Annotated in this window: 21 protein-coding genes; 11 read left to right on the top strand and 10 right to left on the bottom strand. The window is 69.4% G+C overall.

From position 1 onward, the window contains the following. Positions 1 to 9: 9 nt before the first annotated feature. From PG2T_RS05455 to PG2T_RS05420, 8 genes are all read right to left on the bottom strand, one after another. Complete coding sequence (locus tag PG2T_RS05455) at positions 10 to 777, bottom strand: SDR family NAD(P)-dependent oxidoreductase (protein ID WP_068803270.1); 768 nt, start codon at positions 775 to 777, stop codon at positions 10 to 12. A gap of 357 nt (positions 778 to 1,134) precedes the next feature. Next, positions 1,135 to 1,668, bottom strand: coding sequence for an aromatic-ring-hydroxylating dioxygenase subunit beta (locus tag PG2T_RS05450; RefSeq protein ID WP_068803268.1), 534 nt, complete (start codon positions 1,666 to 1,668; stop codon positions 1,135 to 1,137). Then, positions 1,665 to 3,068 carry an aromatic ring-hydroxylating oxygenase subunit alpha gene (locus tag PG2T_RS05445; RefSeq protein WP_068803267.1) on the bottom strand — a complete coding sequence of 468 codons (1,404 nt, stop codon included), beginning with the start codon at positions 3,066 to 3,068 and terminating at the stop codon, positions 1,665 to 1,667. Before PG2T_RS05445 ends, PG2T_RS05450 begins: the two co-directional genes overlap by 4 nt. 133 nt (positions 3,069 to 3,201) lie before the next feature. After that, complete coding sequence (locus PG2T_RS05440) at positions 3,202 to 6,597, bottom strand: mechanosensitive ion channel domain-containing protein (RefSeq protein ID WP_145931009.1); 3,396 nt, start codon at positions 6,595 to 6,597, stop codon at positions 3,202 to 3,204. Then, positions 6,575 to 7,057, bottom strand: coding sequence for a pantetheine-phosphate adenylyltransferase (gene coaD / locus PG2T_RS05435; RefSeq protein ID WP_068803265.1), 483 nt, complete (start codon positions 7,055 to 7,057; stop codon positions 6,575 to 6,577). Before coaD ends, PG2T_RS05440 begins: the two co-directional genes overlap by 23 nt. A 78-nt stretch (positions 7,058 to 7,135) precedes the next feature. Continuing rightward, positions 7,136 to 7,705, bottom strand: a complete 570-nt coding sequence (gene rsmD, locus PG2T_RS05430) for a 16S rRNA (guanine(966)-N(2))-methyltransferase RsmD (protein WP_068803264.1) — start codon at positions 7,703 to 7,705, stop codon at positions 7,136 to 7,138. Further along, a complete protein-coding gene (locus tag PG2T_RS05425; RefSeq protein ID WP_083214789.1) occupies positions 7,702 to 9,099 on the bottom strand; it encodes a M16 family metallopeptidase in 1,398 nt (465 codons plus the stop codon). The genes rsmD and PG2T_RS05425 overlap by 4 nt, the downstream gene beginning before the upstream one ends. Further along, positions 9,083 to 10,483: a M16 family metallopeptidase gene (locus PG2T_RS05420; protein WP_202816436.1), complete on the bottom strand. Its 1,401-nt coding sequence runs from the start codon at positions 10,481 to 10,483 to the stop codon at positions 9,083 to 9,085. The genes PG2T_RS05425 and PG2T_RS05420 overlap by 17 nt, the downstream gene beginning before the upstream one ends. A gap of 118 nt (positions 10,484 to 10,601) precedes the next feature. Between PG2T_RS05420 and ftsY the strand changes: the two genes are divergently transcribed. Genes ftsY through ftsX form a run of 3 tightly spaced genes read left to right on the top strand, consistent with a single transcriptional unit; the run spans position 10,602 to position 13,131 of the window. Then, positions 10,602 to 11,552, top strand: coding sequence for a signal recognition particle-docking protein FtsY (ftsY, locus tag PG2T_RS05415; RefSeq protein WP_068803263.1), 951 nt, complete (start codon positions 10,602 to 10,604; stop codon positions 11,550 to 11,552). Continuing rightward, the gene (gene ftsE, locus PG2T_RS05410; RefSeq protein WP_068803262.1) at positions 11,549 to 12,208 is read left to right on the top strand and encodes a cell division ATP-binding protein FtsE; all 660 of its coding nucleotides are present in this window, start codon (positions 11,549 to 11,551) and stop codon (positions 12,206 to 12,208) included. Before ftsY ends, ftsE begins: the two co-directional genes overlap by 4 nt. Positions 12,209 to 12,216: 8 nt before the next feature. Beyond that, positions 12,217 to 13,131 (top strand): permease-like cell division protein FtsX, encoded by a 915-nt coding sequence (ftsX, locus tag PG2T_RS05405; RefSeq protein ID WP_068803261.1) that lies wholly within the window; start codon positions 12,217 to 12,219, stop codon positions 13,129 to 13,131. Positions 13,132 to 13,196: 65 nt separating this feature from the next. On the opposite strand, the gene PG2T_RS05400 is transcribed toward ftsX, so the two are convergent. Further along, a complete protein-coding gene (locus tag PG2T_RS05400; protein ID WP_068803260.1) occupies positions 13,197 to 13,994 on the bottom strand; it encodes a ZIP family metal transporter in 798 nt (265 codons plus the stop codon). 164 nt (positions 13,995 to 14,158) lie between these two features. On the opposite strand from PG2T_RS05400, the gene PG2T_RS05395 reads away from it, so the two are divergent. The 5 genes from PG2T_RS05395 to PG2T_RS05375 all read left to right on the top strand — a co-directional run bounded on the left by PG2T_RS05395 (position 14,159) and on the right by PG2T_RS05375 (position 17,909). After that, positions 14,159 to 15,532 (top strand): SRPBCC family protein, encoded by a 1,374-nt coding sequence (locus tag PG2T_RS05395; RefSeq protein WP_068803259.1) that lies wholly within the window; start codon positions 14,159 to 14,161, stop codon positions 15,530 to 15,532. Between the two features lie 15 nt (positions 15,533 to 15,547). Continuing rightward, positions 15,548 to 15,892: a histidine triad nucleotide-binding protein gene (locus tag PG2T_RS05390; protein WP_068803257.1), complete on the top strand. Its 345-nt coding sequence runs from the start codon at positions 15,548 to 15,550 to the stop codon at positions 15,890 to 15,892. 27 nt (positions 15,893 to 15,919) lie between these two features. Next, entirely contained in the window at positions 15,920 to 16,327 is a 408-nt protein-coding gene (locus PG2T_RS05385) for a VanZ family protein (RefSeq protein WP_145931008.1), read from the top strand. Between the two features lie 45 nt (positions 16,328 to 16,372). Beyond that, positions 16,373 to 16,852: a GNAT family N-acetyltransferase gene (locus PG2T_RS05380; protein WP_068803252.1), complete on the top strand. Its 480-nt coding sequence runs from the start codon at positions 16,373 to 16,375 to the stop codon at positions 16,850 to 16,852. Positions 16,853 to 17,015: 163 nt separating this feature from the next. Next, on the top strand, positions 17,016 to 17,909 hold the full coding sequence (locus tag PG2T_RS05375; RefSeq protein ID WP_068803250.1) for an alpha/beta fold hydrolase: 894 nt from the start codon (positions 17,016 to 17,018) through the stop codon (positions 17,907 to 17,909). Positions 17,910 to 17,922: 13 nt separating this feature from the next. On the opposite strand, the gene PG2T_RS05370 is transcribed toward PG2T_RS05375, so the two are convergent. Next, positions 17,923 to 18,357, bottom strand: a complete 435-nt coding sequence (locus PG2T_RS05370) for a BphX family protein (RefSeq protein ID WP_068803248.1) — start codon at positions 18,355 to 18,357, stop codon at positions 17,923 to 17,925. A 292-nt stretch (positions 18,358 to 18,649) separates the two neighbouring features. On the opposite strand from PG2T_RS05370, the gene htpG reads away from it, so the two are divergent. The 3 genes from htpG to PG2T_RS05355 all read left to right on the top strand — a co-directional run bounded on the left by htpG (position 18,650) and on the right by PG2T_RS05355 (position 22,111). Then, positions 18,650 to 20,545, top strand: a complete 1,896-nt coding sequence (gene htpG, locus PG2T_RS05365; protein ID WP_068803246.1) for a molecular chaperone HtpG — start codon at positions 18,650 to 18,652, stop codon at positions 20,543 to 20,545. 167 nt (positions 20,546 to 20,712) lie between these two features. Beyond that, positions 20,713 to 21,618, top strand: a complete 906-nt coding sequence (locus PG2T_RS05360) for an alpha/beta fold hydrolase (RefSeq protein ID WP_068803244.1) — start codon at positions 20,713 to 20,715, stop codon at positions 21,616 to 21,618. A gap of 55 nt (positions 21,619 to 21,673) precedes the next feature. After that, entirely contained in the window at positions 21,674 to 22,111 is a 438-nt protein-coding gene (locus tag PG2T_RS05355) for a DUF3465 domain-containing protein (protein ID WP_083214787.1), read from the top strand. The last annotated feature ends 48 nt before the right edge of the window (positions 22,112 to 22,159 follow it).

Raw genomic sequence — 22,159 nt, 5'->3', positions numbered from 1 at the left:
TGGGTGCCGTTACTTCGGCGCCAGCCGGATGGCGCCGTCCAGGCGGATGGTCTCGCCGTTCAGCAGCACGTTCTCGACGATGGTCTGCACCAGCGCCGCGTACTCGGCCGGATCGCCCAGACGCGGCGGAAACGGCACGCTGGCGCCCAGGCTCTGCTGCACGGATTCGGGCAGCGATTCTAGCATCGGGGTCCGGAACAGCCCGGGCGCGATGCTCATCACGCGGATGCCATGGCGGGCGAACTCGCGCGCCAGCGGCAGGGTCATGCCGACCACGCCGCCCTTGGAGGCCGAATACGCGGCCTGGCCGATCTGGCCGTCGAAGGCGGCCACCGAGGCGGTGTTGACGATCACGCCGCGCTCGCCGTCGCCGCGCGGCGCGTTGCCCTGCATGCGCGCGGCGGCCAGGCGCACCAGGTTGAAGGTGCCGACCAGATTGATGCCGATGGTGCGCGCGAACTGCTCCAGCGGCATCGGGCCGGTCTTGCCCAGCGTGAGCCCGGCGCCGACCACGCCGGCGCAACTGACCGCCAGATCGAGCCCGCCCATGGCCGCCAGCCCGTCGTCGAGCGCCGCTTCCAGCGCCGCGCCGTCGGTGACATCGACCGCGCGAAACTGCGCTCGCGGGCCAAGTGCCGCGATCGCCGCCGCGCCCGCGTCGGCATTCACATCCAGCAGCAAGGCCTGCCCGCCGGCCGCGATCACGCGCCCGGCAGTCGCCAGCCCCAAACCGGACGCACCGCCGGTGACGACGGCACGAATACCTTCGAATTGCATGGAGAACCTCAGGGAACGCGTTTTCAGGGCGATGCTGACGCGGCGGGCGGGCGATTGTCCAGCATCGAAGGTGGGCAGAAAGTGATGACTCGCGTCCCGATCAGCGGCGCTGCGCGTGCGGCGGGCCGGAATTCTGTCAGTTCAGTTGCAGGAACGGCCGGCTGCCTTGGGAAACGCTGAATAAATCCATCCTGGATTTCTCAGCGCCCGCCATCGGAAAAGCGTGGTTTTCCGATGGCTTACAAGATCAGCAGCTTACAGCCGCTGATCTTGTAAGCGCGTCCCTGCGCTGCGGGAAACGCTGAATACTTCAGCATTTCCCTTGCACAGCCGGGCCTCGAACGCCGCCGGCGGCCCTCAGAGCAGGAAGCTCAGGTTCGGCGACTGGATGATGGACTGGTCGATGGCGGCGTCTCGGCGGGCGATGCGAAAGCCGTCGCCCTCGATGCGCAGCCGGTCCTTGCGCCGGGCGCCCAGGATGAACGGCACCGGTTCACTGGCACGCACGCGGTAGATCAGCAGGCGACTGTCGACGTCGATCGCGTCCGCCTCGTCGGTGGCCCGGCGGGCGCGGATGTTGGTGACGAAATAGTTGTAGACGCTCGGCGGGTTCTCGGCCGTGGTGGTGGTCGGGTTGCCCAGCAGGTTGGTGCGCACTTTCAGGCTGACGTGGTTGTCGTCGAAGTACGGATTGCCGATGCCGATCTGGCGCCGGGTGCCATGCTCGTAGAACTCCGGAAAGCCGACGCGGTAGTGGATGTCCTCGGTCAGCAGCGCGAACCATTTCACATACTGGCGCTGCGACAGCAGGTCGGCTTCGTCGTAATAGAAGTCGCACAGGCGGCGGTAGAGCGCGTCTTCAACGACGCGCGCGGCGGTCTCGGTGGTCACTCGGAACTCTCCAGAAAAAGGCGAGCCGCCGGCCTTTTGCAGACCGGCAGCAATCGTTGGCGCCGGATTTCAGCGCGCGCCGGACATGTAGGCGCGCCACTGCAGCAGGTTGTTGAACTCCGTGACCTCGCAGTAATTCGAGGGTAGGCAACGCCGGGGCCGGGCCAGTCGGCGATCGGCCGGTCGCGGTAGTTCAGCGCCACCTGGAAATTCACGTCCAGGGTGCGCGAGATCTCGCCTTCGCTGCCACGCTGGATGCCGTGCCAGGCCTCGGCATCGTCCTGGTCGAAGGTACCGCCGGCGGTGAAGGTGCGCACGCCGGCCAGCATGGCCTGTTGCTTGAGCGCCTCGCCGGCTTCTTCCTCGACCAGGAACCAGTTCCAGATTTCGGTTCGGTTCACTGCGATTGGTTGCCAGACACGGATGGCGAAGAAGTTGGTGACCGGTTCGCGCTGCATGTCAAAGCCGATCGGCCCATAGACCCAGGAGAAATTCGGGAACACCGTGCCGACCGAGGCCAGACAGCGCTCCAGGATTTGCACCTGCTCTGGCTTGAGCGTCTGCTTGTACAGCGCCACCAGGTCCGGGTCATAGCCGAACCACGGCGGCATCTCCAGCGGACCCTGGGTCCAGATGCCGTTGTACGGACCCGCCGCCACCGATGGGCTGTCGACCAGCGCTTTCGTGATCATGGCGCGCGCGCCGGGCATGCCGCCGGCCAGGGCGGCGTCCACGATCGGGCCGTGCACCTTGACCGCGTGCGGACCGTCGGCGCCGAAGTTCAGCGGGCCGAGCTTCCAGTTGTTGGTGGGGCTCCAGCGGTGCGGCAGGCCGAGCACGGTCATGCCCTTGGGCGTGCGGTTGAACATGATGTCCAGATACCAGCGGGCGTCGCCCAGGTGCTGGTCCAGGGATGGCGCGTCGTGATTCCAGGTGGCGAACACCAGCCCGGCGTAACTGCCCACTCGCGCCTGGCGCAGGTCCAGGCTGCGGAAGTCGACCTTGCCGCCGTAGGTGTTGTCCTCGGCTGTCGCCACCAGGGCGCCGCTGGTGCTGAACACCCAGCCGTGGTACGGGCAGGTGAAGCCGCGCCCGTGGCCACTGTCGGTGCGACACACCAGGGTGCCGCGGTGGGTGCAGCTGTTCAGCAGCACGCGCACGCGACCGGTGTTGTCGCGCACCAGGATGACCGGGTCGTTGCCCATCTTGCGGGTGACGTAGTCGCCGTTTTTGGGAATTTCCGACTCGTGGCCGATGTACAGCCAGGTGCGCGTGAAGATGCGCTGCAACTCGAGGCGAAACAGGTTCTCGTCGGTGAAGATCAGGCGGCTGGCGGTGGCGTTCTCGACATCCACCAGGCGCTCGATTTCAGACGGTTGCCATCCTTGTTCGATCTGCATGGGTCATTCCTCCGTGAATTGACTGGTGCATCACCGGGTCTGAACGACCGTTCGGCTTGCGCTATTGTTCATCAGCGCAGCTTGCGGATGCAAACGGGCGAACGGCTTGCCGCCGCAACGGTCGCGCTGCCTGTCAGGCGCCACCGGGATCGCCATCCGCACGGCCGCCGATGGCCTGCGCGGCCTGCGCCGACACGCTGCGCAGGTGCACGTCCCGCTGCGGGAAGGGGATTTCGATGCCGGCCTCGCGCAGCGCCTGGTTGATGGCCATGTGCAACTCGTGCTGGGCCGGCACCGAATCCTGCAGCGTGCGCACATAGGCGCGCACCTCGAATTCGAGAGCGCTGTCGCCAAAGCTGGTGAACAGTACCTGCGGCGCCGGATCGCTCATCAGGCGCGGGTTGGCCTGTACCACGCCCAGCAACAGCTGCTGCGCCTGCGCGGTATCGACACCGTAGGCAATGCCGACCTTGACCACCACGCGCAGTATCTGGTCGGACAGGGTCCAGTTGACGAACTGCTCGGTGATGAAGGTCTTGTTCGGGACGATCAGCTCCTTGCGGTCGAAATCGGTGATGGTGGTGGCGCGGATGCGGATGCGCGCCACGTTGCCGCTGACGCCGCCCACGGTGACGATGTCGCCGACCCGAAACGGCCGCTCGCCCAGGATGATCAGGCCCGAGATGAAGTTGGCGATGATCTCCTGCAGGCCAAAGCCGATGCCCACGCCCAGCGCCGCCACCAGCCACTGCGCCTTGGCCCATTCGACGCCCAGCAGGTTTATTGCCACCAGCGCGCCGACCGTGACGATGACGTAACGCGTTACGGTAATGGCGGCATAGCGGGCGCCGGCGTCCATGTCGAGGCGCTGCAGGACGGCGATTTCCAGCACCCCTGGCAGGTTTCGCGACGCGAACACCGTCACGGCCGCAATGCCGGCCGCCAGCAGCAGGCTCAGCAGCGTGACGACGCCGGAGGCAGCGCCCGCTTCGCCGCCCAGCCGATAGCGCCACAGCACGATCTGGTCGAGCGACTGCAGGGCCGGCAGCAGGTCCGCCCACACCCACAGCAGCACGCCCGCGATGGCCAGCGACAGGACAAAACCCAGCAGGCTGCGCGCCTGTTCGTCCACCGCCTCGATGTCGAGCGCGTCCTCGGGTTCCGGTTCGCCGTCCGTTGCCGGCCCTGCGCCCAGGGCCTGCTTCAGGCGCAGGCGCCGCTGCGCCACCGCCAGTGCGCGCAGCACCAGGTAATAGACCAGCAGCAGTCCGAGCAGCCACCAGCCGGTCTGCATCGCCCGCCCCTGCAGCTGCAGGGCTGCGTAATAGAAACCGAGCATGGCGAGCCCTGCCGGCAGCAAGGGGCTGACCGCCGCCAGCGGATGCCACACCCGGCGCCAGCGCCACAGCCAGCCGCTTTGCCGCGACGCCAGGTACGCGGCCGGGGCGCCCCGCTGCGGATGCAGCGTGCGCCACAGGAACGCCGCCAGCGCCGCCGAGAACACGACGAAGGCCAGCCGCCCGACGGTGGCGCGCGTGGCGGCCTGCCCGAGGCGCTCGCTAAAGATCACCAGCAGGCCGGCCGGCACCAGCACCAGGCGCAGGCGCGCCACCTGCCGGCGCAGAATCTGTCGTGCCTGGGCCTGCCACTGGTAGTGCGCCTCCAGCAGCCCGCCGTGGCGGGCAATTTCCCGGATGAACGCGAGCACGAACACCGCCGGCGCCATGCCCGACAGCGCGCCTGCGCTGGCATCGGCGAACGAGGCATCCGGTGAGTCCGAAGCCAGCAGGCGCCCGAGCAGATACATCAGCAACGGTCCCGGCAGCACGCGCAGGGCGGCGTAAACAAGCGCCAGTGCCGTGAACCAGGCGCTGTCGCGATGAATGTCGATCAGGCGCACGGCATCGGCCTGTTGCCGGTGCTGCAATCGACCTCGCAAGGCGAACAGGACCAGCGGCAGCAGCAGCCCGAGCGCCGCCAGCGGCCCGGTGGCAAGCACGGTGACCAGCGCCGCCGGCAGTTCGGCCCAGCGCGCCGGCTGCAGCAACTCGCGCAGGGCCAGCGGCCAGGCCCGCAGCCAGGCCGGTCCCAGCGGGTCCACGTCCGGCGTCCACAGCAGCCGCCGATCGAGCAGGCTGGCGTAGCTTTGTGCCACCTGCAGCAGCTGCTGCTGGCGCCGATCAAGCTCGCTGAGCAGGGCGATGCGGCGGGCATAGGCATCGTCGAGCCGCCCCATCAGGTCGGCCTGTGCGCGCAGCAGGCTGCCCAGCTGCTGCCGAAGCGCGCTGCGCTGTGCCTCGTCGAGCGCCGGTTGGCGCTGCTGCACCAGTTCGCCCGCGTGCTGGTAGGGCAGGCCCAGCTCGCGCCGCTGCTCGCCCAGACGCAACTGGCGCAGGCGCGCTTCGCCGATGTCGCGGTTGCGCGCGGCGGCCTCGCGCCGGTATTCCTCCGGGCGCGGCAGGCGCAGGCGCCGATCGTGCAGTGCCTGCGCCAGGGCGCCGCTCAGTTCGGCCAGATCGAGCTGCGCCTGGGTCGCTCGAAACAGGGACTCGATCTCGCCCTGGCGGGTCTGCGTCTGCGCGATGGCGGCACTGGTTGTGTCGTCGGCCTGCAGCACCCTGGCCAGCTCGCGGGTCAGTGCCGCCTGCTGGGCGGCCGCTTCGCGGATCAGCGGATCGGCGTCGGCGGCGCCTTCCACCAGCGCCTCGGCGTCGGCCAGTTCCTGACGCGCCAGTGCCTGCCGCGCTGCGCTCAGGCGCGCCGACAGGGCGCTGACGTAATCCTGAAGCGCCGCGACCCGGCGTTGGGCCGCATCACGCTCGGCCTGTGCCAGCTCGCGCCGTATTTCCACCGTGCGCAGTTGTTCTTCGCGCAAGGCGATGCCGGCCAGCAGCGCGCTGCGCCGGGTGGCCCGGGCCAGTGCCTGCGCCTCGGACAGCGCTCCGCCCCCGGTTTCCGGAATCGTCTCCGGGGTGTCCAGTGCCTGCAGCTCGGCGCGTGCCTGTGCCAGCTCCGGTTGCAGCGTGATCGGCGCCTGCGTGAGCGCCTGCACGCGCCGGTCGAGCGCGTCCTGTTCGCCGAGCACGGCTTCGAGCGCCCCCTGCGCCTCGGCCAGAGCGGAGCCGAGGCTGGCGATGTCGGCGCTGTCCGATGGCGGCGCGGGAGATGTGGCGCGCTGGTTGCGCAGGGCGGTGATGCGAGCGGGCGCCGAGCGCACGGTCAAGATCAGCGCGTCGCGCTCGGCGCGCTGCGCGGCGGCCTCCCGCAGGTGGCGCTGGGCCGCCTGCAGCTGGGCCACTACGGCAGCCCGATCGGCCTCGGCCAGGGACTGGTCGGCCTGGGCAGCGGCCAGGCGTTGCTCGATCAGGGCGGCATCCGGCGTGCTTGCGTCCGCTGGCGCCTCGCCCGCGGCCCCGGCCAGGCCGGGAACCGCGCTTGCGGCTACCGCCAGCCACAGCAGCATGTGGCGCAATGCCGGCCGCACCGGCCAGCCGGCCGGCGGCCGCTCAGCCCGCGGCAATCCGCTCACGCAGGGCAGCGGCCACGGTCGGGTGCAGAAACACCGACACGTCGCCGCCGAAGCGCGCCACTTCCTTGACCAGGCTGGACGAGATGAACGAATGCTGCTCGGCCGGGGTCAGGAAAATGGTCTCGATCTGCGGGCGCAGGTGGCGGTTCATGGTGGCCAGCTGGAACTCGTATTCGAAATCCGACACCGCCCGCAGGCCGCGCAGGATGACCTGTGCGTTCTGGCTGGTGACGAAATCGACCAGCAGGCCGTCGATCGGCATCACGCGCACATTGGGCAGGTCGCCGATGGCGGCCCGCACCAGGTCGATGCGCTCGTCCAGGCTGAACAGGGGATGTTTGCTGATGTTGCGGGCAATGCCGACGATGACCTGCCCGAACAGCCGCGCCGCCCGTTGGATGAGGTCGGCGTGGCCGTTGGTGATCGGATCGAACGATCCGGGATAAACCACAGTTGCCATGTGCTCCCCGTGCCGTGGCTGCGTTGTCTGTGAATCCGCCAAGTGTGTGGCGGACTGCGTGCACGCGCAGGGGCCGCCTCAGGCGCCGCCCTCCCACGCCAGAAGATGATAGCCGACCTCCCCGGCGCGCTTGCTGCGCCAGGGTGTGAGCCCGGCCGGCAGGGCCGGCAGTCCGTCCCGGGCCGCATGTTCGATGTAGACCAGCGCGCCGGGCGCCAGCTGGCCACTGCCGGCCAGCGTCGCCAGCAGCGGCGCCAGAGCGCCCTCGGCGAACGGCGGGTCCAGGAACACCAGATCGAAACGCCGCCCGGCCGTGCGCAGAAAGCTTTGCGCATCGACCCTGCGCACCTCGCCGCCGCGGGCACTCAGCTGCGTCAGTGTGGCCTGCAGGTAGGCGGCGACCCGCGGATCGCGCTCCACCAGCAGCACGCTGTCGGCGCCGCGCGACAGCGCCTCGATACCCAGCGCCCCGCTGCCGGCGAACAGATCCAGACAGCGCGCACCGTCGATGCTGCCCTGCAGCCAGTTGAACAGCGTCTCGCGCACGCGGTCCGGCGTCGGGCGGATGCCGGTGTCGGGCGGAAAGCGCAGCCGCCGGCCGCGCCACTGGCCGCCGATGATGCGCACCTCGTTGCGCGGTGCGCTCACTGACCGGTCGGGCCGGCGTCGCCGCCGACGCGGATCAGCACCAGCCTTTCGGGGTCGATGCGCCGCTCGAAGGCGTCTCGCACCTGCGCCACGGTGACCGCGTTGACGCGCTCGACGTAGCGGTCCAGCCAGTCCAGCGGCAGGCCGTAGAAGCCGAGCATGGCCAGGTATTCGACGATTTCCTTGTTGCTGTCCAGGCGCAGCGGAAAGCCGCCCGACAGATTGCGCTGCGCGGCCTGCAGTTCGGCCGCGGTCGGCCCCTCGGCGATGAATTCGTCGAGCGTCTGGCGCAGCAGGGCAGTTGCCTCGCCGGCCTGATCGCCGCGCGTCTGCAGGCCCATCAGGAACGGACCCGCCTGGCGCATCGGCATGAAGTAGCTGTAGGCGCTGTAGGCCAGGCCACGCTGCTCGCGGATGACGTTGCTGACCCGCGACACCAGGCCCGCACCGCCCAGCACGTGGTTGCCGACCACCAGCGGGAAGTAGTCCGGATCGTCCCGCGCGAGCACCGGCGCGCCGAGCAGGATGTGCGTCTGGGCCGCCGGGTGGCGGATGCGCTCGTTGACCGCCTGCGCCAGCGGCAGCACCGAGGTCAGGGCCGGCGCCGGCTCGCCGGAGGGCAGGCCGGCCAGCAGCCGCTCGACCAGCGCCTGTGCGGCTGCCCGGTCAAGATCGCCGACCAGTGCCACCACCGCGTTGCGCGCCACGTAGTAGCGGCGGTGGAAGGCCTGCGCGGCGTCGCGCGTGAGCAGCGGCAGGGCTTCCGGTTCGCCGTCCGGCCAGCCGGCGTAGGGGTGGGCGCGATAGGCGGCCTGGTAGAAGGCCCGGCTGGCGATCTGCGCCGGTTGCTCGCGCTCCTGCGCCAGGGCCACTTCCAGCGTGCGCTGGCCACGGGCGACGGCATCCTGCGGGAACTCGGGGCCGGCCAGAATCCTCGCCAGCAGGTCGACTGCCGGGTCCAGCAGCGGCCGATCGCTCAGCGAGCGCAGTGACACGACGGCCATGTCGCGCTCGGCCTGCGCCCCGTACTGGGCGCCCAGCCCCTCGAAACCGCTCGCGATGGCCTGCGCGTCCAGGCCGGCGGCGCCGTCGAACAGCAGGCCGCTGGTGAAGCGGGCGAGACCAGGCGTGGCCTCGTCACGCGCCGCGCCGGCATCGAAGGCCACGCGCACATCCACCATCGGCAGGTCGGGCGTGCTGACCAGCAGCACCCGGGCGCCGTTGCCGGTGGTCCAGGTTTCGATGGCCGGAATGGCGCCGGCCTGCAGGCTCAGGAGGCTGCCGAGGAACGCCGCCGCCACTGTGAGCAAGGCCGTTGCGCGCGTCCGCTCGCATTGGCGCGGCCAGGCGCTGCGGCCCTGGCCTGCGCGGCCCACCTCAACCACCGATGTCATGACGACCTCCGGGAACCTTGTTCGTGCGCTTGGGCAGGGCGCCCGGCTGCGGGCGCAGCACGCCGACCGTGAGCTTGTCCTCGCCCAGATAGCGCAGCGCTACCTGCTGCACCTGCTCGGGCGTGATGGCGCGGATGCGCGCCGCGTAGTCCTCGCCGACCCGCCAGCCCAGACCGATGGTCTCCAGCAAGCCGATGCGCATGGCCTGGTAGAACACCGAATCGCGCTGGTAGACCTCGGCCGCCACCACCTGCGCCTTGACCCGCTCCAGCTCGTCGGCGGCCACGGGTTGTTGGGTCAGCATGCGGATCTGCGCCCGCAGCGCCTGTTCCAGTTCCTCGACCGTGTGGCCCTGGGCCGGCGTGCCTTCCAGCAGGAACAGACCCGGCGCGCGCTGGAAGGACCGATAGCCGGCCCCGGCGCTGGCCGCGATTTCCTGCCCGCGCCGCACTTGACTGGCCAGACGCGCGCTCTCGCCGCCGTCCAGCACGCCGGCCAGCACCTCCAGCGCATACGGCTCCCAGTCGGCGGCATCGGCGGTGGCCGCCGGCGCGTGGTAGCCCATGATGAGGTAGGGCACCTCGGCGGGGGCCTTCAGTTCCAGGCGCCGCTCGCCGCGCTGCAGCGGCTCCATTTGTCGCTTCGGGGGCGTCACGGTGCCGCCCGGCAAGCCACCGAAATAGCGCCGGGCCAGCGAGAACACCCGCGCCGGCTCGACGTCCCCGACCACCACCAGCGTCGCGTTGCCGGGCTGATACCAGCGCCGGTACCAGTCTTTCAGATCCGCCACGGTCAGGGTGGCCAGGTCGTCTTCCCAGCCGATGATCGGGTTGCGATAGGGGTGGGCCAGGAAGGCGGTGGCGTTGAACTGCTCGTACAGCAGCGCCTGCGGCTGGTCATCGGTGCGCAGGCGCCGCTCCTCCTTGACCACCTCGACTTCCTTGGCGAATTCGCCGGCGTCCAGGCGCAGGTTGCGCATGCGGTCGGCTTCCAGGCGCAGGCTCACCTCCAGCCGGTCGGCTGCCAGGGTCTGAAAATAGGCCGTGTAATCGCTGCCGGTGAAGGCGTTTTCCTCGCCGCCGTTCTCGGCAATGATGCGCGAGAACTCGTTCGGCGCCAGGCGCTCGGTGCCCTTGAACATCATGTGTTCGAGCACGTGCGAGGCGCCGGTCAGGCCGCCCGGCTCGTAGCTGCTGCCGACCTTGTACCAGACCTGCGTGACCACCACCGGCGCGCGGTGGTCCTCGCGCACGATGACCTTCATGCCATTGCCCAGGGTCTGCTCCTGGGTTCCCGAAGCGGCGGACACCGCGGCGGTGGTCGCTGGGGTAGCCGCGTACAGCGGCGCACCTGCCAGCAGCAGGGCGCTGAGAATGCGTTTCACCGGAAAGCTCCTGTCGATGGGGGCGCCACGGCCGGCCGTGGCGCCGGTGTTAGCATAACCGGGCAAGGCCGACGCGGCCTTTGACCACCGATTCGCCTGCACGGTTGCATCCCGCTCCATGACCGACTCATCCCGGCCGGGCCTGTTCGCCCGCCTGCGTCAGGGCCTCTCGCGCACCCGCGAACGCCTGGGCGGCGGCATTGCCGACCTGGTGCTCGGCCGGCGCAGCATCGACGCCCTCACGGTCGAGGAAATCGAAACCCTGTTGCTGGGCGCCGACGCCGGCGTCGAGGCCACCACGGCGCTGGTCGACGACCTGAACGACCGCCTGGCGCGCCACGAACTGGCCGACGGCGAGGCCGTGCTGGCGGCGCTCAAGGAACGCATGCTCAAGCTGCTGGCCCCGTGCGAGGTGCCGGCACCGGTCTTCACTGCGCGCCCGCACGTCATCCTCATGGCCGGCGTCAACGGCGCCGGCAAGACCACCACCATCGGCAAACTGGCGCAGCGCCTGAAGTCCGAGGGCAAGCAGGTGGTGCTGGCGGCCGGCGACACCTTTCGCGCCGCCGCCGTCGAGCAGCTCAAGGTGTGGGGCGAGCGCCTGGGCGTGCCGGTGATTTCCCAGCAGCCGGGCGCCGATCCGGCGGCCGTGATCTACGACGCGCTGCTGGCGGCGCGCAGCCGCGGTGCCGACGTGGTGATCGCCGACACCTCCGGACGCCTGCACACGCAGGCCGGGCTGATGGACGAGCTGCGCAAGATCCGCCGCGTGATGGGCAAGTTCGACCCCGCCGCGCCGCACGAAACGCTGCTGGTGCTCGACGCCGGCAACGGCCAGAACGCCCTGGTGCAGGCGCGCCAGTTCAACGAGGCGATCGGCGTCACCGGCCTCGTGCTGACCAAGCTCGACGGCACCGCCAAGGGCGGGGTGGTGCTGGCCATCGCCAGTCAGCTGGGCCTGCCGATCCGCTTCATCGGCGTCGGCGAGAAGGCCGACGATCTGCGCCCGTTCGTGGCCCAGGATTTCGTCGAGGCGCTGCTGAGTCGGGATACCGACAGCCCCGCATGATCCGCTTCGAGCACGTCAGCAAGCGCTACGCCAACGGCGGCGACGCCCTCAAGGACATCAGTTTCACGCTGGAAGCGGGCGAGATCGCCTTCGTCACCGGCCATTCCGGCGCCGGCAAGAGCACCCTGCTGAAGCTGATCGCCGGCATCGAGAAACCCAGCCGCGGTCAGGCGCTGGTCAACGGCCAGAATCTGGCGCGCCTGTCCCGCCGCCGCCTGCCGTACTACCGGCGCGGTATCGGCATCATCTTCCAGGACCACAAGCTGCTGCCGGAGCTCAGCGTGGCCGACAACGTGGCCCTGCCGCTGGTGGTGGCCGGCCACCACGGCCCGGAAGTCGGTCGCCGCGTGCGCGCCGCGCTCGACAAGGTCGGTCTGCTCGGCAAGGAGCGCAGCACCCCGCAGGCCCTGTCCGGCGGCGAGCAGCAGCGGGTCGGCATCGCCCGCGCGCTGGTCGCAAGGCCGCCACTGCTGCTGGCCGACGAGCCGACCGGCAACCTCGACCCGGAGCTGTCGCGCGAGGTGATGCGCCTGTTTCGGGACTTCAACCAGGTCGGCGTGGCAGTGTTGATCGCCAGCCACGACCACGCCCTGATCGAAGAAATGGACGCCCGCACGCTGACCCTGCACGCCGGCAGCCTGGTCAGCGACGTGTAGATTCAGCCGTGCCCCGCTACCTCGAACGCCACCTGCAGGCGCTGATCGGCAGCCTCGGCCAGCTGTACCGCCAGCGCATGAACACGCTGCTGACGGCGCTGGTGATCGGCGTCAGTCTGGCGCTGCCGGCGAGCCTGCTGCTGGGCCTTACCACGCTGCGCCAGGCCACCGCCGCCTGGGACGGCGACGCACGCCTGACCGCCTATCTGAAGGCCGACCTGCCGGATGCCGAGGCCAGCGCCCTGGCCGGCAAGCTGCGCAAGGACCTGGCCGGGCAGGCCGACGTGACCCTGATCGACCGCGCCCAGGCGCTGGCCGAGTTCGAACGCAGTTCGGGCCTGGGCGAGGCGCTGGCCCTGCTCGGCGAGAATCCACTGCCGGCCGCGCTGGTAGTGACACCGCAGGCCCCCGCCGACGAGGCAACGCTGGCACGCCTCGCCGAGCGGCTGCACGCGCTGCCGCAGGTCGACGATGTGCAGTCCGACCTGGACTGGGTGCGGCGCCTGAATGCCCTGCTGGAACTGGGCAAACGCACGCTGTGGGCCTTCGCCGGGCTGCTGGGGGCCGGCGTGGTGCTGGTGACCGGCAACACCATTCGCCTGGCCATCTTCAACCGGCGGGCGGAAATCGAAATCACCAAGCTCATCGGCGGTACGGACGCCTTCATCCGCCGGCCGTTCCTGTACTGGGGCCTGCTGCAGGGCCTCACCGGCGGGCTGGTGGCGGTACTGCTGCTGGTCGCGGTCAACGCCGGCCTGGCCGGTCCGGTACGCACGCTGGCCGGCCTGTACGGCTCGGCGCTGCGCCTGGCCACGCCGGGGCTCTTCGGCAGCCTCGGCCTGCTGCTGCTGGGTGGCGGCCTGGGCCTGGCCGGCGCGGCGCTGGCCGTGGGCCGGCATCTGCGCGAGATTGAACCGACCTGAGGGCTGCTTGATCTGCGCCGGTCCGCGATGCCTGGCCCGTCGGCGGGGCAGATCCGTCGCCCCGATCAGTGCAACCAGTGCTCCAGCGCGAGGTGACTGAGCACGATGGTGCCGATACCGGCGCCGATCAGCAGCACCTGCGCCAGCGTGGCGGCCGGCTCCGGCCGGCGGTGCAGGTCCGGGATCAGGTCAGCGACGGCAATGTAGATGAAGCTCGCCGCCGCCAGCGTCAGCACATAGGGCAGCGCGCCGTGCAGCGTCTCGAGCGCGAAGTAGGCGACCACACCGCCGATCAGGGTCGGCAGGTTGGTCAGCAGGTTGAAGAGCATGGCCTTGCCGCGGGAGTAGCCGCTGTGCACCAGCACCGCCACGTCGCCGATTTCCTGCGGAATCTCGTGCGCCACGATGGCCAGCGCCGTCAGCACGCCAAGGCGCGTGTCGGTCAGGAAGGCCGCCGCGATCAGCACGCCGTCGATCAGGTTGTGCACGCTGTCGCCGACCAGCACCAGCGTGCCGGCCGCCCGCCAGGGCCGCGCCGTGGCCAGCGGCGCATGGCTGCCGTGGGCGGCGCAGGCGTCGGTGTGGCAATGGCGCCACAGCACGAATTTTTCCAGCACGAAGAACAGCAGGATGCCGCCCAGCAGGACGCCGGTGACCTGCTGCGGGGTGGTGCCGGGATACTCGAAGGCCTCCGGCAACAGCCCCAGGAACGCCGCCGCCAGCATGGCGCCCACCGCGTAGCTGACCAGCGACGGCAGCAGGCGTTCACGCAGCCGATCCGGCACCAGCAGCAGGGCACCGGCCGCGCCGGCACTGGCGGCGCCGCCCAGCAGCGTGAAAAGCACGATCCACAGCAGCGTCATGGGCCCGGTCCGGAACGAAAAAGTTCGCGATTCTAGCGCGTCGCCGGACCGTCTCCGGGCCGCCAGGCGCCCCGAACAGTGACGCTCGGACGCCCGTGGCACAATTCGACATCCCGCCGTGCCCGCGTGGCGACGACCGACGATTCCCTATCAGGAGGCCCCCCATGACGCCCAACGATCTGAACCGGCTGCTGATCGACCGCCCTCAGGACGGCCTGTTCGAGGTCAGCCGCAAGCTGTTCACCGATGAAGAACTGTTCGAGCTGGAGATGAAGCACATCTTCGAGGGCACCTGGATCTACCTGTGCCACGAAAGCCAGGTGGCCAGGCCGCACGATCACTTCACCACCCACATCGGCCGCCAGCCGGTGATCGTCAGCCGCGACGGCGACGGCAAGCTGCACTGCTTCGTGAACGCCTGCGCGCACCGCGGCGCCACGCTGTGCCGCACCGCCAAGAGCAACAGCAAGTTCCTGACCTGCCCCTACCACGGCTGGGTGTACGACTCGGCCGGCCGGAACATGGAAATCAAGGACCGCGCCACGGGCGCCTACCCGCCGGCCTTCGAGCGGCAGGACCACGACCTCAAACACATCGCGCGCCTGGAAAGCTACAAGGGCTTCGTGTTCGGCAGCCTGAACCCGGACGTGCCGCCACTGCGCGAACACTTGGCCGACGCCGGCCCGTTCGTGGACATGCTCGACGCCATGTCGCCGCAGGGCGCCGAGGTCATCAAGGGCTATTCCACTTACCAGTACCGCGGCAACTGGAAGATGCAGGCCGAAAACGGCATCGACGGTTACCACTTCACGACCATCCACGCCAACTACGTGGGCGTCATCGCGCGGCGCATGAAGGCCTCGGCCGCCGGCAAGGACGACAAGGTCAAGGTCGCCTACGACGAGTCCATGATGAAGGGCTTCAAGAGCGGCTGCTACGACCTGCAGCGCGGCCACGCGCTGATCTGGATCGACTTTCCGATGCCGCAGAACCGCCCGCTGTGGGAGCACAAGGATGAGGTCGAGCAGCGCGTCGGCGGCGCCATGGCCGAGTGGATGCTAAAGCGCCAGCGCAACCTGCTGATCTACCCCAACGTGCAGCTGATGGAGCAGGCCTCGTCGCAGATTCGCGTGTTCCGGCCGATCTCGCACGACCTCACCGAGGTCAAGATCTACTGCATCGCGGCCAAGGGCGAGTCGGCCAGCATGCGCGAGCGGCGCATCCGCCAGTACGAGGATTTCTTCAACGCCACCGGCATGGCCACGCCGGACGATCTGGCCATCTTCGAAGCCTGCCAGGCCGGCTACGAGGCGCGCATCGTCGAGTGGCAGCAGGGCTACGATCGCGGCATGACGCACATGGTCAACGGCCCGGACGCCTTCGCCAAGGAACTGGGCATCCACCCGAGCAGCAGCGGTCCGGACGCCACCGACGAGACGCTCTACCACGGCCAGTACCGCGAATGGCTGCGCCTGATGCAGGCCGGCCTGGGCGGCCAGCAGGGTGCCGAACCGGCCAAGCGCTCGGCCAGCGCCTGAGCGCGAGGCCGGACCATGAGCGACTGCCTGTTCTGCAGGATGGTGTCCGGCGACATCAAGCCGGACCTGCTGCACGCCGACGAGCGCCTGCTGGTGATCCGCGACATCAACCCGCAGGCGCCGTTTCACGCGCTGGTGATTCCGCGCGAGCACATCGCGACCCTGAACGATCTCGAACCGCGCCACGCCGACACTGTCGGGCGCATGTACCTGGCCGCGCGCGATCTGGCCGCGGCGCAGGGCTTCGCGGCCGACGGCTTTCGCACCGTGATGAACTGCAACCGCCTGGCCGGGCAGACGGTGTTCCATATTCACCTGCACGTGCTGGCCGGGCGCGCCATGCATTGGCCGCCCGGCTGATGCTCCGGCCGGCCCAGGGCGCTAGCAGTGGATAGGTCAGTACTGCTGCGCCGCCTCGGGCCGCCGCTGGTGATGGTTGCCATCTTTTTTACCTCCAGCCTGTCGGGTGCGGCGCCGGATGGCTTGTTGTCACGAGTTCCGAGCGCGCTGCACGACCCCCTGCACATCCCGGCCTATGCGCTGCTGGCGGCGACGCTGTGTCTGGCCCTGCCCCGCAACCGTGGCTGGCGCACGGCGCTGCTGGTCGGAATCCTGACGCTGGGCTACGGCCTGTTCGACGAGTGGCACCAGAGTTTCGTGCCGGGTCGGCAGGTGTCGATCGCCGATCTTGGGCGCGACGCCCTCGGTTGCGCGCTGGGGCTGTGGCTGACCCGGCGCCTGTGGAGCGTGCGCGCGACCGCCCCCGTGCCGCTGCGGGTGCGGGGCGACTGCTAGACTCGAAGCGCCCAATCCCGGTACAGATCACGCTACGCCTCAACCATGCCCGGAACCCATTTAAGCCTGCTGCCCGCCCGTGCCACCCATGCGCCGGCGCTTGCCGAGCTGGTGCGTCTTGCAACGGCGGAAAGCCTGCACGCGCGCTGGGATGCAGCGCGCATCGCGCGGCGTGTCCGCAGTCCCAACAGCAGCGTGGTGCTGGCGGTGTCCGGCCGCTGCCTGGCCGGCGCGGCAGTGCTCGACCTGCTCAGCGAGCAGGCGCAGATTGCCCTGCTGGTGGTGCACCCGCACTATCGGCGCATCGGCATCGGCAGCGCGCTGCTCGGCTGGCTGGAAACTACCGCCAGTACCGCCGGCCTGTTCACCCTGCAACTGAAACTCGAGGCCAGCAACGGCGCCGGCCGCGCCTTCTGCTTTGCCCATCACTACCGCGAACGTGGCCGCCTGCCGGCGTTTTACGTGGATGGCACCGCCGCGATTCGCCTGGTGCGCGATCTGCGGGTCAATTCGGAACCTGCCTAAGGGCGTCTGCGAGCGGTCGGAGCCAGCATTGATCGTCACGGCGGGCAACGGTTGCCGGCACTGCCGGCGTGGCCACGCGGTGCGCAGGTGGTCCGAATGGCGCGTGTCCGAAGCCGCGGCCAGCGCGGCATTGTTTGGAATGTGACGGTTGCACGACGGCCCCATGCTCCCGGCCGGCGCCCTGCGTATCGACTGGCTCGTGACCGACGATGGCGGCCGCCTGCGGCGCGGGATTTGGCGACCCGATGCGCCACGCGGGCGCGTCGTGCTGCTGCAGGGCCTGTCGGAGTTTCTCGAGAAATACACCGAGGTGGCAGCCCGCCTGACCGGCAGGGGCTTCGAGGTATGGAGCTTCGACTGGCGCGGGCAGGGTCACTCGCCGGCCGGCGGCGGGGCGCCGGCCGGCGTTTTCGATCGCCACCTGGCGGACCTGGAGGCCGTGTTGGCGGGCCTGCCGCCGGGCGGGCCGCCCCTGCTGCTGGCCCATTCCATGGGCGCGCACCTGGCACTGCGTCACCTGGCCCTGCGCCCGCAGGCGGCGGCACGGGCGGTACTGTGCGCGCCGATGATCGGCATCCGCACCGGTCGTTGGTCGCAGCGCCTGGCGCGCCGGCTGGCGCGGCTGATGATCCGCCTCGGCCAGGGCCGGCGGCCATTGCCGGGGCGCCGCGACTACACGCCGCTTCGCATCCCGTTTGCCATCAATCCGTTGACTTCCGACCCCGTCAGTTACGAGCGTCTGCGCCAGCGCATCCGCAGTGACCCCGATCTGGCCTTCGGTCAGGTGGACTGGTACTGGCTGGCGGCCGCCTTCGATTCGCTGGACCGCCTGTACGCCCCCGGCGTGGCGCAGTCCATCGCCACCCCGCTGACCGTGCTGCTGGCGCAGCAGGACATGGTGGTGGACAGCCAGGCCGCGGCGGCCTTCGCCGCCGGCCTGCCGCAGGCCGAAATACACTGGATCGCCGGCGCGCGCCACGAGTTGCTGCAGGAGGCCCCGGCGATCCAGGACCGGGTATGGGCGGCCCTGGATTGCGCGTTCGGCAACCGGCGATAGCCGCCCCAGGCCTTCAGCCGGTGGCGCTGACGGTCTTCCCGCCGGCCGGGAACAGGGCCCGCCAGGCGACGATGGCCCAGGCGATCCATACCGCATGGATGACCAGCGTGAGGATGCCCATCCAGGCGACCTCGTGGCTCCAGACGATGCTGTAGATGTCCCATGCGCCATCGACGATCTCGGTGACGATGACCACCGGAATCACGGCCGCGTAGCGCAGCGGGTCGCGGGCGCCCCACAGCGCCACCAGGCCGATCGCGCCCAGCTGGATGCCGACGATGATCCAGGCGTCCTGCAACAGGCGAAAGATCGGTTCGCCCGCGTGCAGGTCGATGCCCGGGTACATGGTGCCCAGGTAGCCGGCGGTGGCGAATGGCAGGGTGCCCAGGAAGTTGAACACGGCGTAGAAGATGCCGATGCCGATCAGGAAGGCGCGGGCGGTTTTCATGGCACTGCTCCGTGTGACGTGAAAGGTGACGCCGCAGGCGGCGGCTGCCGGGGACGGTTGCCCCGGGCCGCGGCAGTATGGCAAAGCGGCCGGCGCCTGGCACGCCCGGCGCCGCTGCGTCTTATGGCGTTCTCCGGTGTGATGCAGCCCTTGCATCGTCCGCTGATTGCCCCAATTAAGGGAACGCCGAAATTTTGCCGTCGGAAATCCGCAGGAGCCCGGCTGCGCCGGGCGATCGTCGCGCTCGCCGCGCACCTGACCTGATCGTTGTTCCCTTTCGTACGAGGCCGCCATGTCCCAAGTCGAAACCCTTAGCTTCGCCACCGAAACCCGTCAGCTGCTCAAGCTGATGATCCACAGCCTGTACAGCAACCGCGAGATTTTCCTGCGCGAGCTGGTCTCCAACGCATCGGACGCGCTCGACAAGCTGCGCTTCGAGGGCTACAGCGACGCCGCGCTGATGGACGGCGGCGGCGAGCTGGGCATCGAAATCGAGTGCGATCCCGAGGCGCACACCGTCACCGTGCGCGACAACGGCATCGGCATGAGCCGCGAGGAAGTCATCGCCAACATCGGCACCATCGCCCATTCGGGCACCGCCGAGTTCCTGCAAACGCAGCAGGCCGGTCAGACCCAGGACGCGCGCCTGATCGGCCAGTTCGGCGTCGGTTTCTACTCGGCCTTCATCGTGGCTGACACGGTCACGCTGACCACCCGCCGCGCCGGCCGGCCGGACGAGGAAGGCGTGCGCTGGCAGTCGGCCGGCGAGGGCGAGTACAGCATCGAGACCGTCAGTGCGCCGCGCGGGACGCAGATCGTGCTGCACCTGCGCGACGACGCGCACGAGTTCGCCGACGCCTGGCGCCTGAAATCCATCATCCGCACCTACTCGGATCACATCACCTTCCCGGTGCGCATGCCGGCCGCCAAGCCGGTCGCCGACGAAGGCGAACCGGAAGCTGCCGATATCGACGCCACGCCCGCCTGGGACACCGTCAACCAGGCCACGGCGCTGTGGGCCAGGCCGCGCACGGAAATCACCCAGGACGAATACGACGCCTTCTACAAGCAGCTCAGCTACGACATGCAGGCGCCGCTGGCGCAGCTGCACAGCCGCGTCGAGGGCAGCCACGAGTACACCGCGCTGCTGTTCGTGCCGGCCGCCGAGCCGTTCGACCTGTGGGACCGCGACCGCCGCCACGGAGTGCGCCTGTATGTGAAGCGCGTGTTCATCATGGACGACGCGGCGCATCTGCTGCCGACCTATCTGCGCTTCGTGCGCGGCGTGATCGACGCCGACGACCTGCCGCTGAACGTGTCGCGCGAGATCCTGCAGGGCAGCAAGGTGGTGGACAGCATCCGCGCCGGCTGCACGCGGCGCATTCTGGGTCTGCTCGAGGACATGGCGCGCGACGATGCCGACAAGTACCAGCGTTTCTGGGGGCTGTTCGGGCGTGTGCTCAAGGAAGGCGTGGTCGAGGATCACGCCAACCGCGACCGCATCGCCGGCCTGCTGCGCTTCGCCACCACCCGCGAGGCCACGCCCACGGTGTCCCTGGCCGACTACGTGGCGCGCATGAAGGACGGCCAGAAGGCCATCTACTACATCACCGCCGATTCGGTGGCCGCCGCCGCCGCCTCGCCGCACCTGGAGGCCCTGCGCGCCCGTGGCGTGGAAGTGCTGCTGCTGGGCGACCGCATCGACGAGTGGCTGGTCGGCAGCCTGCCCGCCTTCGACGGCAAGCCGCTGCAATCGGCTGCGCAGGCGGATTTGAACCTGGACGAGCTCGGCCCGGCCGAAACCGAATTGCCACCGGTGGCCGACGCCGACTGGCAGCCGACCCTCAGCGCCCTGCAGACGGCGCTCAAGGACACCGTGGAGTCCGTGCGCCTGTCGGATCGCCTGACCGAATCGCCGGTGTGCCTGGTGGCCGGCAAGGAGGGCCTGTCCGGCAACCTCGAACGCCTGCTCAAGTCCGCCGGCCAGGCCGTGCCGGACAACAAGCGCGTGCTTGAAATAAACCCCCGCCATCCCTTGCTCGCCCGTGTGAAGGCCGGCGCCGACGCCGAGCACATCGACGACTGGGCGCGGCTGCTGTATGAACAGGCGCTGCTGGCCGAAGGCGGGCAGCTGGAGGCGCCGGCGCAGTTCGTGCAGCGGTTGAACCGGTTGTTGTTGGGTGGGTGAAGGGGCAAAAGACAAGAAGCAAGAGACAAGAAGCAAGGGGCAAGGGGCAAGAGGGTGGTTTTGACGATGTGTGGTGATGCGGGTTTTTGTGCCGATCTGGAAAATGACAGGCCGCGCTTGGGTTCCTGCAGCCCCGGGCGGCGACTGATCGGGCCGGGTGCAACGTCGTGAGCGCAGGGGAAACGAATCCGGGCCCGCCGGCCTGGGTCAGCGAAGCGTTGCAGGCGCCGGTCAGCGAGGCCGAGGTGCTGCATGACGGTGCCCTGGTGCGCTACCGCTCCTGGGGCACGCCCGGCCTGCCGGGACTGGTGCTGATCCATGGCGCCATGGCGCACGCCAACTGGTGGGATTTCATCGCGCCGCGGTTTGTCGAGCGTTTTCACGTGCTGGCGCCGCACCTGTCCGGCATGGGCGACAGCGGACACCGCGATGCCTACTCGACCGCGCTGTTCAGCGACGACGTGGTTGCCGTCATGGACCACGCCGGTCTGGGTGCCGATACGGTGGTCGTCGGCCACAGCCTGGGCGGGACCGTGGCGCTCACGCTGGGCGTGCGCCATGCCGGCCGCGTGCGCGGCATCGTGATGCTGGACTCGGCCGTGTTTCCGCCGGATGAGCCGTCGCCGTTCGACCCGACCAAGGCGCCGTACCGGCCAAAGACCGTCTGCGCCGACTACGAGACCGCTGTCGGGCGGTTCTTCCTGCTGCCGCAGCAACCCTGTCAGCATCCCTACCTGCTGCAACACATCGCCCACCATTCGGTGGCGCCGATGCAGGGCGGCTGGAGCTGGAAATTCGACGACGCACTGTTCAAAAAGCTGCACCTGCACGAGCCCTGGCGCGAGCTGGAAGCCCTCGAAACGCCCCTGGCGGTGATCCACGGCGACCACAGCGCGGTCTTCACGCCGGCGGTGAAGGACTACATCGGGCGCCTGGCGCGCCAGCGCGGCTGGCCCATGTTCGCCATCCCCGGCGCCCACCACCACCTGATGCTCGACTCGCCGCGGGCGCTGTGTGGCGCCCTGCACGGGCTGCTGGCGGGCTGGCCGGCGAGTCCGGGCCAGGTGGCTTGAGGGCGCGATTTCGGCAAATACTTGCGGCACGCGCCGAAAATTTACGGGGAGAGAAATGAAGAAGCTGCTTCTGATAGCAGTCGTCCTGGTCGCCGGCTATTTCGGCGGCATTGAAACTGGTTTCATCCCGGGACAAGGCAAGGGTTACGGCGCCGACCCCGGCGCGCAGGTCCTGGCATCGGCCTTCGACAGTCACCGCAGCGACTTCCAGGTTCAGGGAAGCGGCCGTGTGGTGAGGCTTCTGGCCGACGACGATGATGGCAGCAGGCACCAGCGTTTCATCATCGAGACGGCGTCCGGGCAGACGCTATTGGTGGCTCACAACATCGATCTGGCGCCCAGGGTTGCCGCCCTGGAAATGGGAGATCGCGTCGAGTTCAATGGTGAATACGCCTGGAATGCCAAGGGCGGCGTTATTCACTGGACGCATCATGACCCTCAGGGCCGGCACGTTTCTGGATGGATAAAGCACGGCGGCCGGTCGTATCAGTAGTGCCTGGTGTGCCGGCGCCAACCACTTCCCGCGCAGGCGGGCAGGTGC

Origin of the sequence: Immundisolibacter cernigliae (assembly GCF_001697225.1) — a bacterium.
Lineage (GTDB): Bacteria > Pseudomonadota > Gammaproteobacteria > Immundisolibacterales > Immundisolibacteraceae > Immundisolibacter > Immundisolibacter cernigliae.
This window is presented reverse-complemented; position numbering and strand designations above follow the sequence as displayed.